The 16,179-nt window shown below is 73.4% G+C and carries 12 protein-coding genes; 7 read left to right on the forward strand and 5 right to left on the reverse strand.

The features are described 5' to 3' along the window. Nucleotides 1-363 precede the first annotated feature (363 nt). Nucleotides 364-1,956, forward strand: a complete 1,593-nt coding sequence (locus ACIRPK_RS11130) for a hypothetical protein (RefSeq protein ID WP_403036145.1) — start codon at nucleotides 364-366, stop codon at nucleotides 1,954-1,956. Between the two features lie 7 nt (nucleotides 1,957-1,963). Here the strand turns inward: ACIRPK_RS11130 and ACIRPK_RS11135 are convergent, their stop codons facing one another. Both ACIRPK_RS11135 and ACIRPK_RS11140 read right to left on the reverse strand, forming a co-directional pair. Next, on the reverse strand, nucleotides 1,964-2,416 hold the full coding sequence (locus ACIRPK_RS11135) for an SRPBCC family protein (RefSeq protein ID WP_403036148.1): 453 nt from the start codon (nucleotides 2,414-2,416) through the stop codon (nucleotides 1,964-1,966). A 5-nt stretch (nucleotides 2,417-2,421) separates the two neighbouring features. Then, on the reverse strand, nucleotides 2,422-2,868 hold the full coding sequence (locus tag ACIRPK_RS11140) for a VOC family protein (protein WP_403036151.1): 447 nt from the start codon (nucleotides 2,866-2,868) through the stop codon (nucleotides 2,422-2,424). Nucleotides 2,869-3,070: 202 nt separating this feature from the next. Between ACIRPK_RS11140 and ACIRPK_RS11145 the strand changes: the two genes are divergently transcribed. Together ACIRPK_RS11145 and ACIRPK_RS11150 are read left to right on the forward strand one after the other, a co-directional pair. Beyond that, the gene (locus ACIRPK_RS11145) at nucleotides 3,071-4,246 is read left to right on the forward strand and encodes a hypothetical protein (RefSeq protein WP_403036154.1); all 1,176 of its coding nucleotides are present in this window, start codon (nucleotides 3,071-3,073) and stop codon (nucleotides 4,244-4,246) included. A 227-nt stretch (nucleotides 4,247-4,473) separates the two neighbouring features. After that, nucleotides 4,474-5,958 carry an alkaline phosphatase PhoX gene (locus ACIRPK_RS11150; RefSeq protein WP_403036157.1) on the forward strand — a complete coding sequence of 495 codons (1,485 nt, stop codon included), beginning with the start codon at nucleotides 4,474-4,476 and terminating at the stop codon, nucleotides 5,956-5,958. Between the two features lie 56 nt (nucleotides 5,959-6,014). On the opposite strand, the gene ACIRPK_RS11155 is transcribed toward ACIRPK_RS11150, so the two are convergent. Beyond that, complete coding sequence (locus ACIRPK_RS11155) at nucleotides 6,015-7,637, reverse strand: PucR family transcriptional regulator (protein WP_403036160.1); 1,623 nt, start codon at nucleotides 7,635-7,637, stop codon at nucleotides 6,015-6,017. A gap of 211 nt (nucleotides 7,638-7,848) precedes the next feature. On the opposite strand from ACIRPK_RS11155, the gene pruA reads away from it, so the two are divergent. Beyond that, nucleotides 7,849-9,477, forward strand: a complete 1,629-nt coding sequence (gene pruA, locus ACIRPK_RS11160) for an L-glutamate gamma-semialdehyde dehydrogenase (protein ID WP_403036162.1) — start codon at nucleotides 7,849-7,851, stop codon at nucleotides 9,475-9,477. Between the two features lie 89 nt (nucleotides 9,478-9,566). Continuing rightward, nucleotides 9,567-10,496, forward strand: coding sequence for a proline dehydrogenase family protein (locus ACIRPK_RS11165; protein WP_403036165.1), 930 nt, complete (start codon nucleotides 9,567-9,569; stop codon nucleotides 10,494-10,496). A gap of 58 nt (nucleotides 10,497-10,554) precedes the next feature. On the opposite strand, the gene ACIRPK_RS11170 is transcribed toward ACIRPK_RS11165, so the two are convergent. Beyond that, nucleotides 10,555-11,727: a TerD family protein gene (locus ACIRPK_RS11170; protein ID WP_403036365.1), complete on the reverse strand. Its 1,173-nt coding sequence runs from the start codon at nucleotides 11,725-11,727 to the stop codon at nucleotides 10,555-10,557. A 184-nt stretch (nucleotides 11,728-11,911) separates the two neighbouring features. Here ACIRPK_RS11170 and pepN point away from each other — a divergent pair, with 184 nt between their 5' ends. Then, nucleotides 11,912-14,395, forward strand: coding sequence for an aminopeptidase N (pepN, locus tag ACIRPK_RS11175; RefSeq protein WP_403036167.1), 2,484 nt, complete (start codon nucleotides 11,912-11,914; stop codon nucleotides 14,393-14,395). Nucleotides 14,396-14,469: 74 nt separating this feature from the next. Here pepN and ACIRPK_RS11180 read toward each other — a convergent pair whose 3' ends face one another. Then, nucleotides 14,470-15,420, reverse strand: a complete 951-nt coding sequence (locus tag ACIRPK_RS11180; protein ID WP_403036170.1) for a hypothetical protein — start codon at nucleotides 15,418-15,420, stop codon at nucleotides 14,470-14,472. Nucleotides 15,421-15,677: 257 nt separating this feature from the next. On the opposite strand from ACIRPK_RS11180, the gene ACIRPK_RS11185 reads away from it, so the two are divergent. Further along, nucleotides 15,678-16,178 carry an SsgA family sporulation/cell division regulator gene (locus ACIRPK_RS11185; RefSeq protein WP_403036173.1) on the forward strand — a complete coding sequence of 167 codons (501 nt, stop codon included), beginning with the start codon at nucleotides 15,678-15,680 and terminating at the stop codon, nucleotides 16,176-16,178. Nucleotide 16,179 lies beyond the last annotated feature (1 nt).

The raw sequence follows: 16,179 nt of genomic DNA on the forward strand, positions 1-16,179 counted from the left end.
GGGGTCTCCTGTGGCCGGGCACCACCGTGGGCCGGTCCGGGCCTGGGGTGGTGGCCGGACGGTGGGCCCTGGTGGGGCGGGGTGTGCGGGGCGGGCTTCGTTGCCCGATGGCCGGTACCAGGGTTGTGCACCGTTCCTGGTGCAGGATACGTGGTCAGCGGGGTGCGCCGGCCCGGTCCCGGGTGTCGGCTCCGCCACGTCGTCAGGTGGCGGGCGGACTGTGTCAGGTACCGAGGGCGACGCGGTGACTTCGGCGTGCGACTCCGGCAGGCCGGGGCCGGTACGGATACGCTGAGCTGACGGACCGCCACCCAGACGGTTCCTCGGGCAGTGACCACCGCCACCACGGGAGACCTCGCAACGATGTCCGGACGCAGCAGCAGCACCCCTGACAACCCGTCGGCCGACCCGGCGGACAGCGCGGCTGCCGAGCGCCTGCTGCCGGCCGACTACGACCTGGCCGATCTGTACGGGGCGTTCGCCGCGCACGGGCAGGACGAGGACGAGGACGACGCGGCGGTCCTGGTGCCCCCGATCCAGCTGCCCTCCGATCGGGAGCTGGCCGAGGCCGCGCTCGCGGTGCCGCTGATCGCGCACGCGCTGAAGCTGGCCCGCTGGGCCGCACCGCACCGTCCGGTGGACGAGTTCGGCGACCTGGTCGGCGACGACCGGGCGCCGGCCGCCGAACTGCTCGGGCTCGGCGAGGGCGAGGAGGCCGAGGTCGAGGCGGTGCGGGCCTGGTCGCTGGCCTGCGACCTGGACCTGGTGGAGATCGGCACCACCGAGGCGGGCGAGCACGTGGCCATCCCCGGCCCGGATCTGGAGCCGGCCGAGGCGGGCGACGAGGACACCGTCCTGGAGCTCTGGCTGACCGCCGCCGGGATCGTCCGGGAGCTGGCCGCCGAGGCGGACTCGCTGGACCTGGACGACGAGGAGGCCGAGGCCGAGGAGGACGACGAGGAGCGGCTCGCGGCGGTGGAGGAGTCCCGCAAGGCGGCGGCCGAGCTGCTGGACGAGGCGCTCCAGGTGCTCTACGAGACCACCGCCTTCGCCGAGCCGGGCGAGGAGACGGTGCCGCTCGGCGTGCTGGCCGCGCTGCTGGTGGTGCCGGAGGGCGAGGAGCCGGACGAGGAGCTGCTCGGCGACATCACCGATCTGATGATCACGCTGGACCCGATGCTGGCCGACCTGGCCGAGCTGGGCCTGGTGGAGCACCAGCCGATCGACCCCGAGCTGTTCGAGGAGGAGGACTCCCCGGTCGGCGAGGGCGAGCTGAGCGACGAGGAGTCGGCCCGGTTCGGGCTGGTCCGGCTGACCCCGCTGGGCCAGTTCGCGGTCCGGCAGTGGCTGCTGGAGGAGGGCTACGACGCCCCGCTGGTGGGCGAGCTGGCCCAGGGCGACGCCGAGTCGCTGCTGCGCGCGATCTCCGAGACCGCGAACGTGCTGCCCGAGCGCGAGGTGCTGGTCTGGCTGGCCGGTCGCGACCCGGAGACCGCGGCCCGGGAGCTGCTGGAGGCGTCCCGGGGCACCGACCCGTACAGCCCGGTCCGGCGGCTGCTCAGCCTGCAGGCGCTGGAGGTGATCGGCGAGGCGGCCCGGCCGGCCGCGGTCGAGGTGCTGGACGACCCGGAGCTGGGCGGGGCGGTCCGGGCCTGGCTGCACGGGCAGGGCCAGCAGGTGGCGGCGCCGGAGCGCGGCGTGGTGCTGTGGACGCTGGTGGACGGCTTCGCGGCCCAGCTGCTGACCAGCGAGGGCGAGGCCGAGGTGCTGCACCGGCTGATCGCGGAGCTGCCGGTGACCGACAACCCGGCCAGCTACTTCGGCGAGCTGTGGCGGGTCCGGCACCCGTACACGGCGGACGTGCTGGAGGCGATCGGCGAGCTGCACCTGAACCGTACGGTGGCCAAGGAGGCCCGGAAGGCCGCGTTCAAGGCCCGCTCGCAGCAGAGCGGCTGACGGCGGATCAGGCCCGCCCGGCCAGCAGCCGCCGCAGGCCCCGGTGGCCGGCCCGCATCATGGCCGCGTGGTTGGCCAGGAAGAGCGGGCGGGCCACCGGGGCCAGCCGGCGCATCAGCTGCTTGGCCGGGCGGACCTCCTCCTCGAAGACCGCCCGGCTGCCGGTGCCCTCGGGGTGGACCGTCCAGCGGGACCAGCCGACCAGGTCGCCGGTCAGGTCGGCGGTCAGGGTGAACAACGCCTCGTCCTGCTCGCGCTCGGTGATGGTCAGCAGCAGCCCGTACGGCAGCACCGAGCGGATCACCAACTCGCCGCTGTGGTCGGTCAGCCGGCGCACCGAGCGCACCTGCGGCCACCACTGCGGGTAGCGCTCGACGTCCCCGAGCAGGCGGTGGACCACCCGGGGCGGTTCGGCCGGGAACCGCCAGACCGAGGTCAGCAGGTAGTGGTTGGCGTCCACGCCGGCTACGGCAGGTCGAGCCGGCCGGTCTCGGTGAACGGGAAGAACGGGTTGTGCGCCAGCTCCCAGAGGTGCCCGTCCGGGTCCTCGAAGTAGCCCGAGTAGCCGCCCCACTCGGTGGCGGCCGGCGGCTTGACCACGGTGGCGCCGGCCTCGACCGCGACCTTCAGGGCCGCGTCCACCCGCTCGGTGGACTCGAGGTTCACCGCCAGCGTGACGCCGCGGAACGAGGGCTCGCCGATCGCCGGGACGCCCGCGTCGGCGGCCAGCTCCTCGGTCGGGAACAGGCCGAGCACCGAGTCCGCGGTGCGGAACCAGACGATGTTGTCGTTGGAGGCGGTGGAGCGCGACCAGCCGAGCGCCTGGTAGAAGGCGGTGCTGGCGGCCAGGTCGGTCACCCCGAGGGTGACGATGCTGATCCTGGCCGGGAAGGCCGGAGTGGCTGCGGTCATACCTCCCAGAGTAGGCAAGGCTACTGACAATCCGGGGTGGACGGGGCCGGGACGCCGGGCTGCCAACCGTACGAGCGAAGCTGATGGCCCAGCAGACCCGGGCCCCGTATCGTGGGGCGGACGCGGCGCGGGGTGCCGGGCCAGGCCCGGTGCGGTCGGTCGTGAACGACGGTCAGGCGAGCACGCGGGGGTGCGGCAGAGGATGACGAGGCAGAACGCGACCAGGCCCCAGGAGCCCGAGGACTACTACGCCGACCACGAGGAGCACAGCCGTCGGGTGCTCGCGGACGCGGACTTCCCGGTCTACGGGGTCGACCGTTCGGAGCGCGGCCCCGGCCTGCACCGGGCCGACCCGGCGCGCGCCGGGCTGGGCGCGCCCCTCGCGATCCCCGATCCGCCGGAGGACAGCGACGCGCTCGCCGAGTACGAGGTGCGGAACGGCCGGCTGGGCTGGGTCGAGGTCCGCTCGGGCGACTGGAGTTCCGCCGACGGTCCCTATGTGACGGTCCGTACCTACCGCCCCGGTGCCGAGCAGCAGCAGCTGCCGGAGCTGGAGGACGTGGTCGAGGACGAACGCGACCGGGTCTACGAGCAGTTGGAGATCGACGAGGGCGACGGCCCGGGTGCGGTCCGGGCGCTGCGGGAGTGGATCACGGTCGAGGGCGAGCCCCGGGCGGTGCAGATCCACGAGGACCGCCGCCCCGAGGGCAAGACCCCGGCCCCGGTCTGGGCGGGCCGGCTGCGGGTGGACGGCGTGACCGTCCAGGTGACCGGGCGCGGCGTCCCGCCGGGCGGGGTGGAGCTGCGCCGGATCGAGGACTTCGAGAAGTACGTGCTCGGCCGCACCGACCTGATGCGCAAGCTGGCCCGCCAGCAGGCCCAGCGGGCGATCCTGGAGGAGCGCGAACTCCCGCCGGTGGCCGGTCTCGAGGCGCACCGGGCGGTGGTCGAGCACGCGGTGCACGAGGCGGTGGCGCTGGCCGCGCAGGCCCGGGCCCGGCGGGTGCCGAGACTGCCCCGGCGGCTGCGCGGCGAGGCCGGCGCGGTGCGCTGGGAGGCGGCCGTCCGGCAGCAGATGCGGCTGGCCTCGGAGACCAGGGACGAGGCGGGCGACGCGGTCACCGCGATGGTGAACCACCTGACCAGGCTGGCCCAGAACACCGACTGGGCGATCGGCACGCCGGAGGGCCGGGCCGCGGTCGAGGAGGTCATCCGGTTCACCGCGTTCGCCAGCGAGGTGCCCAGCCTCCCGGCCCAACGGGCCTGGGAGCGGCTCTGGTTGGGCGGCGCACCGCGCACCCCGGGCAGCGCGCCGGTGACCGAGGAGGCCTGGCTGACCGCCTGGGAGCAGTGGCGGGTCGAGCGGGTCGAGCGCTGACCGGTCGGCGGGGCCCGCAAACTGACGGACCGTATCCGATGTGACGATGTCCCGTCCGGTTGTTCGGATACGGTCCGCAAATCACCACCCGATGGCGGTGTCGGGTTCACCCGGGGTTCACTGCGGCCCCGGAGTCTGCTGGTCGGCGGCGGCCCACCCCGCCGTCACCGAGCGCGCCGTCGGCCGGGACCGTCCGGACAGCGGCCTCACCTCACAGGAGTGCCTACATGTCGCTGTCCCGTCGGGACTTCGTCAACCGTTCCACCGCCATCGGGGCCGGCGTCCTGATCGCCGGCAGTGCCGAGGTGCTGGCCACCGCCCCCGGCGCCATCGCCGCGCCCTCCGGAGGCGAGACCCCCGCCGCCGAGTCCGCCGAGGCCGCCCGCCGCGCCACCGGTTACGGCGAGCTGATCGCCGATCCGAAGGGCGTCCTCGCGCTGCCCCGCGGCTTCAGGTACCAGGTGATCACCCAGACCGGTGTGACCAAGCTGGTCACCGGCGAGTCCACCCCGAGCAACCACGACGGCACCGCCTCCTTCGAGGGCAAGCACGGCGCCACCCTGCTGGTGGTGAACCACGAGCTGGCCGGCGCCCGCTCCAACTGGCCGCACCCGGTGCCGCTGCTGGACGGCCACGTCTACGACTCCGGCGCGGCCGGCGGCTGCACCGTGGTCGAGGTCAAGCGGGGCGGCAAGGAGGTCCGCGAGTGGGTCGGCATCGCCGGCACCGCGACCAACTGCGCCGGTGGCGCGACCCCGTGGGGTACCTGGCTGTCCGGTGAGGAGACCGAGGACAAGGCCGGCAAGAACGGCTTCCTCAAGGACCACGGCTACATCTTCGAGGTCGACCCGAACGACCAGGCGGCCAACCGCGACCCGCAGCCGATCAAGGCGCTCGGCCGGTACGCCCACGAGGCGGTCGTGGTGGACCAGAAGCGCGGCCACCTCTACCTGACCGAGGACGCCTCGAACCCGAACGGCCTGCTGTTCCGCTGGACCCCGCCGGCCGGCTTCAAGCACGGCAAGGGCAAGCTCCGCAAGCTGGCCGCCGACGCGGGCAAGCTGGAGGCGTTCAAGGTCTTCGACTCGCACGGCACCTTCATCGACGACCTGTCCCGGGTCACCAAGGTCGGCACCACTTACGGCGTGGACTGGGTGAACGTCCCGGACCGCGACGCCAAGACGGTCTCCGTGCGCAAGCAGTTCACGGAGGGTCAGGTCACCCGCGCCCGCAAGCTCGAGGGCATGTGGTGGGGCGACAACGGCTTCTACTTCGTCTCCAGCTACGCCCGCACCGAGAGCCCGGGCGCGGCGCACGACGGCCAGGTCTGGTTCTACAACCCGACCCGTCGCACCATGACCCTCAAGCTGCTGCTGGGCGTCAACACCGACGTGATGGGCGACCACGGCAACTACGACGGCCCGGACAACATCACCGTCTCGCCGTACGGCGGCCTGGTGATCGCCGAGGACGGCGAGGGTGTCTCGCACCTGTTCGGCACCACGGAGGAGGGGCGGACGTACCCGATCGCCCGTAACGACCTCAACATCGGCACCGCCGAGAAGCCGGAGTTCAGCGAGTTCACCGGGGTGAACTTCTCCGAGGACGGCGAGACCCTGTTCGCCAACATCCAGGTGCCCGGCATCCTGGTCGCGATCACCGGCCCGTGGTGGCGGCTGCGCCACCGCAGCGGCCACGGCTACAACGACTGATCACCGCGCACCGACGCCTGCCCGCCGACCGCTCGGGTCGGCGGGCAGCCGTCGTCTCAGGGGTGCCCCTGGTCCGGCTCGGCCGGCAGCCGGAGCTGAAGCATCGCCAGCAGCCGCTGCTGCGGCTGGGCCAGGTCGATGCCGGTCAACTGCTCGGCCCGGCGCACCCGGTAGCGCAGCGTGTTGGGGTGGATGTGCAGGGCGTCGGCCGCCACCCGGACCTCGCCCAGCGCGTCCAGCCAGGCCAGCACCGACTCGGCCAGCCGGGTGCCGTGCCGCAGGTCGTACCCGGTGAGCGCGGTCAGCCGGGGGTCGCGCAGGCCGCCGCGGTCTTGGAGCAGCGCCAGCACCTCGCTCACCAGCACCTCGGCCTGCACGTCGATCAGCGCCGCCACCTCGGTGGCCACCCCGCCGCGCCCCATCGCGTCCAGGATCCGGTCGGCCTGCGCCCGGGACTCGGGCACCGCCGCCAGACCGTCCACGGTGGAGCCGATCGCCGCCCGCAGCCGCACCCCGAGGTGCTCCCGGGCCGCCGCCACCGCCTCCTGCGCCCAGTCCCGGACGGTGGCCATCGGCAGCCCGGCGGGCAGTTCGGGCAGCAGTACGTACACCCGGGAGTCGATCGGGGCGAGCAGGGCCGAGCGGTGCCGGGCCGCGGTGTGCACCGAGATCAGGCCGGTCACCTCGGCCCGGGTGAGCTCCAGGTCGGACCCTTCGGACGGTGAACTCGCCGCGTACGCCAGCACGGTGGCCGGGCGGCGGAGCTCCAGGCCGAGGTGGGTGGCCAGCGACTGCGGCCCGGTGGAGCCCTCCAGAAGACCGGTCAGCAGGGTCTGGGTGAGCCGGACGTCGGCCGACAACTCCCGCCGCCGACGGACCAGTTGGGCGGCCGCCACCCGGGCCGCGCCGACCAGTGCCTGGTCCGCCAGCGGGGCCAGCGGCCGGGAGCTCTCCTGCACCCAGATGGTGCCCAGCGGCTGCGCCCCGGCCCGGATGCCGATCGCCAGCCGGCGCCGGATGCCGAGCTCCGGGTGCGGGTCGATCCGGATCACCGTGTCGGAGCTGCGCAGGTGCTGGAAGATGCCCCACTCGCGGAGCTTGGACAGGTACGGCTCGGGCCCCTGCCAGCCCAGGATGGAGAGCCGCCGCAGGTCGTCCACCTCGTCGCTGTCCGAGGAGCGCGAGTACGCCAGCACCCGGCTGGAGGTGTCCTCGATGCTGACGATCCCGCCGGTCAGCGCGGCCACCGTCTGGGCCAGCGAGAACAGGTCGCCGGTGTTGTGCTCGGCGGTCTCCGGGGCGTCCGGTCCGGCGATGATCGCCCGGGCCAGCGAGTCCAGGTGCTCCCAGCGGGTCTCCCGGCGCACGCTCAGCAGCGCCACGCCCGCCTCGGTGGCCGCCTCGCGCAGCGCGTCCGCCTGGCCGGGGGCGTCCAGCTTCACCGCGACCGCCGCCGCCTTCGCCCGCCCGGCCGCCCGCAGCGCGGGGAGTGCGGCCCGGCCGCGCGCGCCGATCGCCAGCACCAGCTCGCCGGGCTGCGCGGTGGCCGGGTCCTCCGGGTCCAGGATCGCCACGTCCCGCACCGGGACGTCGAGACCGGCCGGCGCCGCCTGCAGCTCGACCAGCGGCTCGCCCAGCGCCATCAGCAGTTGGCGCAACGGCAGTCCGGGGCCGGTCATCGGCCCGCCCTCGTCAATTCCCCGGTCTGTGTCGGCACGGAACCGACTTTAGTCGCGTTCCGGACAGCTCTTCATCCGGTCCGACAACTCCGAACGGATGACTTTGGCCGCCTGGCCAATCTGTTGCCCGGGGCGGCCGGGCTAGCGTTTGGTCGTGGCCGGAGTGCGACCCTCACCGGCCTTCCCGTGACGAGAAGGAGAGCGCGCGCTCATGGATGCTGTGACCCAGGTCCCCGCGCCGGTGAACGAGCCGGTCCACAGCTACGCCCCGGGGAGCCCCGAACGGGCCCGGCTCGAGGCCAAGCTGAAGGAGCTGGGCGGCCAGGAGCCGGTCCAGCTGACCATGACGATCAACGGGGAGCGCCGCATGGGCGGCGGCTCCGAGTTCCACGTCGTCCAGCCGCACAACCACGCGGCACGGCTCGGCACGCTGCGCAACGCCACCCAGGACGACGCGCGCGAGGCCATCGACACTGCCCTGGCCGCGGCCCCGGCCTGGCAGGCGCTCTCCTTCGACTCCCGGGCCGCGATCTTCCTGAAGGCCGCCGACCTGCTGGCCGGCCCCTGGCGCGAGACGCTGGCCGCCGCCACCATGCTCGGGCAGTCCAAGACCGCGCAGCAGGCGGAGATCGACACCCCCTGCGAGCTGGTCGACTTCCTGCGCTTCAACGTGCACTTCGCCCGGCAGATCATCGCCGAGCAGCCGATCTCCTCCGAGGGCGTCTGGAACCGCAGCGACCACCGGGCGCTGGAGGGCTTCGTCTACGCGATCACGCCCTTCAACTTCACCGCCATCGCGCTCAACCTGCCCACCGCCCCGGCCCTGATGGGCAACGTGGTGCTGTGGAAGCCCTCCCCGACCCAGCAGTTCTCCGCGCACCTGCTGATGCAGCTGCTGGAGGCGGCCGGGCTGCCCAAGGGCGTCATCAACATGGTCACCGGTGACGGCAAGGACGTCTCCGAGGTCGCGCTCAAGCGCCCCGAGCTGGCGGGCATCCACTTCACCGGCTCCACCGCGACCTTCCAGCACCTGTGGCGCGAGGTCGGCGCGAACATCGCCAACTACCGCAGCTACCCGCGGATCGTCGGCGAGACCGGCGGCAAGGACTTCCTGGTCGCCCACCCGTCCGCCGACCCGGCGGTGCTGAAGACCGCGATGACCCGCGGCGCCTTCGAGTTCCAGGGCCAGAAGTGTTCGGCGCTGTCCCGCGCCTACGTCCCGGCCTCGCTCTGGGCCGAGATCAAGGACGACTTCCGGGACGAGGTGGACGGCCTGACCATGGGTGACGTCACCGACCTGACGAACTTCATGAGCGCCGTCATCGACGACCGCTCGTTCGCCAAGAACAAGGCCGCCATCGACCGCGCCCAGGCCGACCCCACGGTCGAGGTGCTGGCCGGCGGCACGTACGACGACTCGGTCGGGTACTTCGTCCGCCCGACCGTGCTGGTCTGCTCCGACCCGGCCTCCGAGTACTTCAAGGACGAGTACTTCGGCCCGATCCTCTCGGTCCTCGTCTACCAGGACGACGAGTACGACGCGGTGCTGACCCAGATGGAGTCGGTCTCCAGCTACGCGCTGACCGGCGCGATCATCGCCCAGGACCGCGAGGCCGTGCAGCACGCGATGCTGAAGCTCCGCAACGCGGCGGGCAACTTCTACATCAACGACAAGCCGACCGGCGCCGTGGTCGGCCAGCAGCCCTTCGGCGGTGCCCGGGCCTCCGGCACCAACGACAAGGCCGGCGCCAAGCAGAACCTGATGCGCTGGACGTCGACCCGCTCGATCAAGGAGACGTTCGTCCCGCCGACGGACTACCGCTACCCGCACATGGGCTGACCCGGCCCGTTGTGCTCAGGGGCGGCGGCAACACCCTCGCCGCCGCCCCGCCCCCTTCTTCCTCCGCTGCAACATCGCCAGGAGTACCGATGCTCCGTTCCGCCCTCCTCGCCGCCTCCCGCTCCCCGCAGGTGCGCACGGTCGTCGAGAAGTTCCCGCCCACCCACGCGATAGTCGAGCGCTTCGTCGCCGGTGAGCAGCTCGACCAGGCGGTCACCGCGACCGACGAACTGATCGCCACCGGCCGCAAGGTGACCCTGGACCACCTGGGCGAGGACACCAAGGACGCCGAGCAGGCGGCCGGCACCGCCGAGGCGTACGAGCACCTGCTCAGCGCGCTCAAGGACACCGGCCTGGCCGCGGACGCCGAGGTCTCGGTCAAGCTCTCGGCGGTCGGTCAGTTCCTGCCGGTGGACGGCGAGAAGATCGCGCTGGAGAACGCCCGGCGGATCTGCGCCGCGGCCGCCGACGCGGGCACCACGGTCACCCTGGACATGGAGGACCACACCACCACCGACTCCACCCTGGCGATCGCCCGCGAGCTGCGCGCCGACTTCCCGTGGCTCGGCGTGGTGCTCCAGGCGTACCTGCGCCGCACCGAGGCGGACTGCCGCGACCTGGCCACCACCGGGTCCCGGGTGCGGATCTGCAAGGGCGCCTACAAGGAGCCCGAGTCGGTCGCCTTCCAGGGCAAGCACGAGGTCGACCTCGCGTACGTCCGTGCCCTCAAGGTGCTGATGGCCGGCGAGGGTTACCCCATGGTCGCCTCGCACGACCCGAACATGATCAAGATCGCCGGCCAGCTGGCCGAGTGGCAGGGCCGCGGCCGGGACAGCTTCGAGTACCAGATGCTCTTCGGCATCCGCCCCGAGGAGCAGCTCCGGCTCGCCGAGGCCGGCAACACCATGCGGGTCTACCTCCCGTACGGCCAGGAGTGGTACGGCTACTTCATGCGCCGGCTCGCCGAGCGCCCGGCCAACCTGACCTTCTTCCTGCGCGCGATGGCCACCCGGGGCTGACGGGTGAACGCCGGAGGGGCCGGGGGCGGCGACCGCCCCCGGCCCCTCCGGCGTGCGGTCAGAGCATCGCGCCGGCCGGCTTGACCATCGCGCGGGCGGTCTTGGCGCTGACGTACTCGCCGATCGCGGTCATCACCCACTCGCCGGAGTACTGCCGGACCAGCTTGCACATCACCACGCCGGTCTGCGCCTCCGAGGAGGTCAGGTCGAAGCGGACCAGCTCCTGGCCGGAGCCGGCGTCCAGCAGGCGGCAGTAGGCGTTCTGGACGGCGGTGAACTTCTGGCCGGAGAAGGAGTTCACCACGAAGACCAGGCCGCAGACCTCCGGCGGCAGACCCTCCAGGTGGACGGTGATCGACTCGTCGTCGCCCGCGCCCTCGCCGGTGAGGTTGTCCCCGGAGTGCGCGATCGCGCCGTTGAAGATCGAGAGCTTCATGAACCAGGCGGTCTCGATCTTGTTCCGCTGGGCGTCGAAGGCGATGCAGGAGGCGTCCAGGTCGACGTTGCGGCCGCCGGCGGCCGGCTCCCAGCCCAGGCCCATCCGGACCGCGGAGAGGAACGGCTTGCCGTTCTTCTCCAGCGAGACCGAGCCGCCCTTGGCCAGGCTGACCTTGCCCTTGTCCAGGGTGACCTTGGTGAGCGAGGCCGGGACGGCGGGCGGCGTGACCGGCTTGGGCGGCGCGGCGGCGCCGGCCGGTGCGACGGGGGCGGCGGCCGGCACCGGCGGCGGCGCGGGGGAGTCGTCCACCGAGACGCCGAAGTCGGTGGCGATCCCGGCCAGCCCGTTGGCGTAGCCCTGGCCGACCGCGCGGACCTTCCAGGCGCCGGCCCGCAGGTAGATCTCGACCACCACCAGGGCGGTCTCCCGGGTCAGCCGGGGCGGGGTGAAGGTGACCAGCACCGCGCCGGTGTCGGCGTCCCGCAGGGTGGCGGTCGGCTCGGTGCCCGCGAAGGTGGCCCCCGCGTCGTCCAGGCTGGCCGTCACCACGATCTTCTCGATCCCGGCCGGCACCGCGGTGGTGTCCACGGTGATCGCGTCGGGTGAGCCGGTGGAGGCCGGACGGTGCGTCACGCCGGGCCCGTTCGGCGCGTTGAAGAAGACGAAGTCGGCGTCCGAGCGGACCTTGCCGGACTCGGTCAGCAGCAGCCCCGAGACGTCCAGCGCCTTCGGTGCGGTCACCTCGACCGTCACCCGGGCCGCGGTCAACGGCGCGTTGCCGCCCTGAGTCAGGACCGTCGTCACTGTGCTCCTCCTGATACGCGCTCAACTGTCCGGTGTACCTGCCCTGAGCCTAGCCAACGGACGGCCCGTCCGACCCGGCCAGGCGCCGTGTGGCGAGCGCTCTCTCCCCCCGGGGAGAGGCTCTCAGCGGAATGCCCTTGAACGGGCCGCCGAGCTGGGGAAGCATGCAGGGATGCCAGCTCTCCAACGTACCGAGGCACGCACCCGTGCCCGACTCCTCCAGGTGCACGGCTACGCCATCGACCTCGACCTGACCCGGGGCGAGACGGTGTTCGGCTGCACCACCGTGATCCGGTTCGGCAGCGCCGAGGCCGGTGCCGAGACCTTCCTCGACCTCCGGCCGCGGACCCTGCACCGGGCCGTGCTGAACGGCACCGAACTCGACCCGGCCGCCCTGGACGGCAACCGGCTGCGGCTCACCGGCCTGCTGGCCGAGAACGAGCTGCGGCTGGAGACCGACCAGGACTACTCCAGCACCGGCGAGGGCCTGCACCGCTACACCGACCCCGCCGACGGCGCGGTCTACCTGTACGCGACCTGCGGTCCCGACCTGGCTCCGCTGGTCTTCCCCTGCTTCGACCAGCCCGACCTCAAGGCGCCGCTGACCGTGGCCGCCACCGCCCCGGCCGACTGGACGGTGCTCGCCAACGGCGCGGGCAAGCAGGTCGCCGCCGGGCGCTGGGAGTTCGAGCCCACCTTGCCGATCTCCACCTACCTGTTCACCGTGGTGGCCGGCCCGCTGCACTCGGTGTACTCCGAGCACGACGGCATCCCGCTCGGCCTGCACGGCCGCCGGGCGCTGGCCGCCGACCTGGACCGGGAGGCCGCCGAGCTGTTCGAGGTGACCGCCGCCTCCTTCGACCGGCTGCACCAGCTCTTCGACCAGCGCTACCCGTTCGGCCGCTACGAGCAGGCCTTCATGCCCGAGTTCAACTGGGGCGCGATGGAGAACCCGGGCTGCGTGGTGTTCGCCGAGGACATGCTCTTCCACTCCGCGCCGACCGAGGCCGAGCGGACCACCCGGGCCATGGTGGTGGCGCACGAGATGGCCCACATGTGGTTCGGCGACCTGGTCACCCTGCGCTGGTGGGACGACATCTGGCTGAACGAGTCCTTCGCCGAGTACCTCGGCTACCGGGTGACGGCCGAGGCCACCCGCTTCACCAGCTCCTGGAGCGGCTTCGCGGTCAAGCGCAAGGGCTGGGGCTACGACGCCGACCAGCGCTCCACCACCCACCCGATCGCCGCGAGCGGGCTGGAGAGCGTCGCCGAGGCGATGAGCAACTTCGACGGCATCTCCTACGCCAAGGGCGCCGCCGCGCTGCGCCAGCTGGTCGCCTGGCTGGGCGACGAGGCGTTCTTCGCGGGCATCAACGAGCACTTCGCCAGGCACCGCCTCGGCAACGCCGAACTCTCGGAGTTCCTGGACGTGTTGGCGCAGAGCAGCGGCCGGGACGTGCACGGCTGGGCGGAGCGCTGGCTGCGCACCAGCGGGGTCGACACGCTGCGCCTGGCGGTGCGGCACGACGGCGAGCGGGTGCTCTCGGCCGAGCTGGTGCCGGACGGCAGCCGTCCGCACCTGGTCGGCCTGGGCGTCTTCGACCTGGACGGCACCGGTCGTCCGGTGCTGCGCGAGTCCTTCGAGGTGGAGGTCGAGCCGGGTCGGCCGACCGCCCTGCCGCAGCTGGCCGGCGCCCCGCGCCCGGCCCTGCTGCTGCCCAACTTCGGCGACCTCAGCTGGGCGAAGATCCGGCTGGACGAGGACTCCTGGCGGACCGTCGCCTCCGCGCTCTCGCGGATCGAGGACCCGCTGACCCGGGCGGTGCTCTGGGAGCACGCCCGGGACCTCACCCGGGACGGCGAACTGCCGCCCGCCGCCTACCTGGACCTGGTCGCCGCGCACCTGCCCGGCGAGCCGGTGGACGCCATCGTGGAGGCGGTGCTGACCTTCTGCCGGCTCCGCCTGCTGCCCTGCCTGGCACCGGCCGACCGGCCGGCCGCCGAGGCCCGGGTGGCCTCGGCGGCCCGGGAGCTGCTGGCCCGGCCGGAGACCGCCCAGGGGCTGCGGCTGGCGGCGCTGAAGTCCGCGATCGAGAACGCGACCGGCCCCGAGCAGCTCGCCGAGCTGGAGGGCTGGCTGGCGGACGGCGCGTACGGGACGGAGCTCAGCGCCTCGCTGCGCTGGGCCGCGCTGGTCCGGCTGGCGGCGCAGGGCGTGATCGGCGAGGAGCGGATCGCGGTCGAGCTGGCCGCCGACCCCGGGCTGACGGCCTCCGAAGGGGCCGCCCGGGCCCGGGCCGCGCTGCCCGGCGTCGAGGCCAAGGAACGGGCCTGGGCGCTGCTGTTCGACTCGGCCGGCGGGCTCTCCAACGCCCAGCTGAACGCGACCGCCCAGGGGTTCTGGCAGTCGGGCTCCGAGCAGGTGCAGGGTGTCTACCTGGAGCGCTACTTCGCCGAGATCGGGTCGGCGGGTGCGCGGGGTGACATGACCGCCCGTCTGCTGGCCGGCAGCCTGTTCCCGACCGGACAGTCCACCCCGGAGGCCGTCGCACTGGCCGAACGGACGCTGGCGGACGACGGGTTGAGCCCGGCGCTGCGCCGGGTGCTGACCGACCAGGTGGACGACCTGGCCCGGGCGGCCCGGATCCGGGGCTGACCGGTCCGCGGTGGTCCGGTCCGTGGTGGTCCGGGGCGACCCGGGCCACCACGGGACCCCGCCAGCTCAGGGATTCAGCCGAAGACGCCCCGGACGGCCACCGCGTGCGGCTCGTCCTGCAGCCCGAACGCCGAGGCGGTCCAGGTCTCCTCGGGCACGGGGACCTGACGGGTGACCGGCGGGTCCACCGGGGAGGCCGCGCCGTGCACGGCGAAGACGTACGTGCCGGGCTCGACGTCCAGGCCCGGGGCGAGGGTGAAGCGGTAGATCACCGTGCCGCGGTCCTGGAGCACCGTCACCACGGTGCCCGGCAGGTTGCTCCAGGGCAGCGTGCCCGGCAGCGCGGTCGGCCGCTCCAGCCGGAACTCGACCAGCAGCGCGGTGACCGCCGAGGCCACCTTCAGCTCCAGGGTGTGCCGGGTGCCCGAGAGGCCGAGCGGCCGGCGTTCGGCGAGCCCGGTCAGCACCTCGGGCGCCTTGGCGACCGGGACGCCGTCCGGCGGGGCGGCGGCGATCGGCGGCTGGGTGGGGATGCGGCCGGGCACCGGGCCGAGGGTCGGCGCGGTCGACGGCTCGGCCGGGCCGGACGCGGCCGGGGAGCCGGCCGGCAGCGGGGCCCCGGTGGTCGGCGACGGCGCGGCGGAGCTCCGGGCCGGCGACGGCCCGGCGGTGACCGGCCGGGCCGGGGGCTGGCTGGTCCTGGCCGTGGGGACGGCGGTCGTGGCCGTCGGTTCGGGCGTGGCCGGGTGGCCCGCCGCCTGCTGCGGGACCGCGTCCGGGCTCGGGGCGGGCGGGCTGGCACCGACGCTGGAGACCCGGGGCGGCCGGCCGACCTGCTGCTGCTGGCTGACCAGCCAGGTGGTGGCCACACTGATGCCGACCACGGTGGACATCGCCATCGCGGCACCGGAGAACCGGAAACCGGGCAGCCGGAAACGGGCCCCGACCGGCTTCGGCCGACCGTGCCGGCCCTGCCGCTCGCCTGGCTCGGCGACCCGCACCGTGCCGCTCTCCTCGCGGAGCATCGACTCGCCCCCTCCCCACCGTCCGGACCGTCCGGGCATGACACCGCCCGGGCGTGGGCAGAGTGCTGGAGAGACTACCAGCGGTCACCTGACGGTCCGCCAGGCCCGGGGTGAAACAGCTTGGTGACACTTCCGCTCCGTCAGCTCGCCGTCCTCCGAGGGCTGTTGGGAGCGGTTGCAACCTCCTTGCAACCGTTGCAAGGACGGGCGCACTGCAGCAGGCTGGGCTGAACCCCAGCCGCCTCGGAGAGATCGTCATGCCGCGCGACCCACTGTCAGCAGCCTCGAACCCGCCGTTCGCCGCCACCCCCACGGGCGACGAGGCGGTCCGACCCGACATCGAGCCCGGGCCGGTGGAGGAGATCCTGATGTTGCGGATCGCACTTGACGAGGACTCGGTGGGCGAGGTGCGCACCCGGTTCCGCTACGACCCGGACCGGCCTTACGAGGTGCTGCTCACCTTCCATCTGGGCCGCTCGGACGAGGCGGACTGGGTGTTCTCCCGTGACCTGCTCCGGGACGGCCTGCAGAGCCTGAGCGGTCAGGGCGACGTCAAGCTCTGGCCCGCGTACTGCCCCTGTCACGGCTCGACCCTGCACCTGGCGCTCGAATCCCCGCACGGCCAGGCCCTGTTGGAGGTCTCCAAGCCCCGGGTCAAGGCCTGGCTGGACCGCACCTACGCCTGTGTCTCGGCCGAGGACGAAGCCGCCGCCGGCCCGACCGACGACCAGCTCGCCGCCCTGCTCGCGGAGAGCTGAC

It is taken from the genome of Kitasatospora sp. NPDC101801 (assembly GCF_044766665.1).
Lineage (GTDB): Bacteria > Actinomycetota > Actinomycetes > Streptomycetales > Streptomycetaceae > Kitasatospora.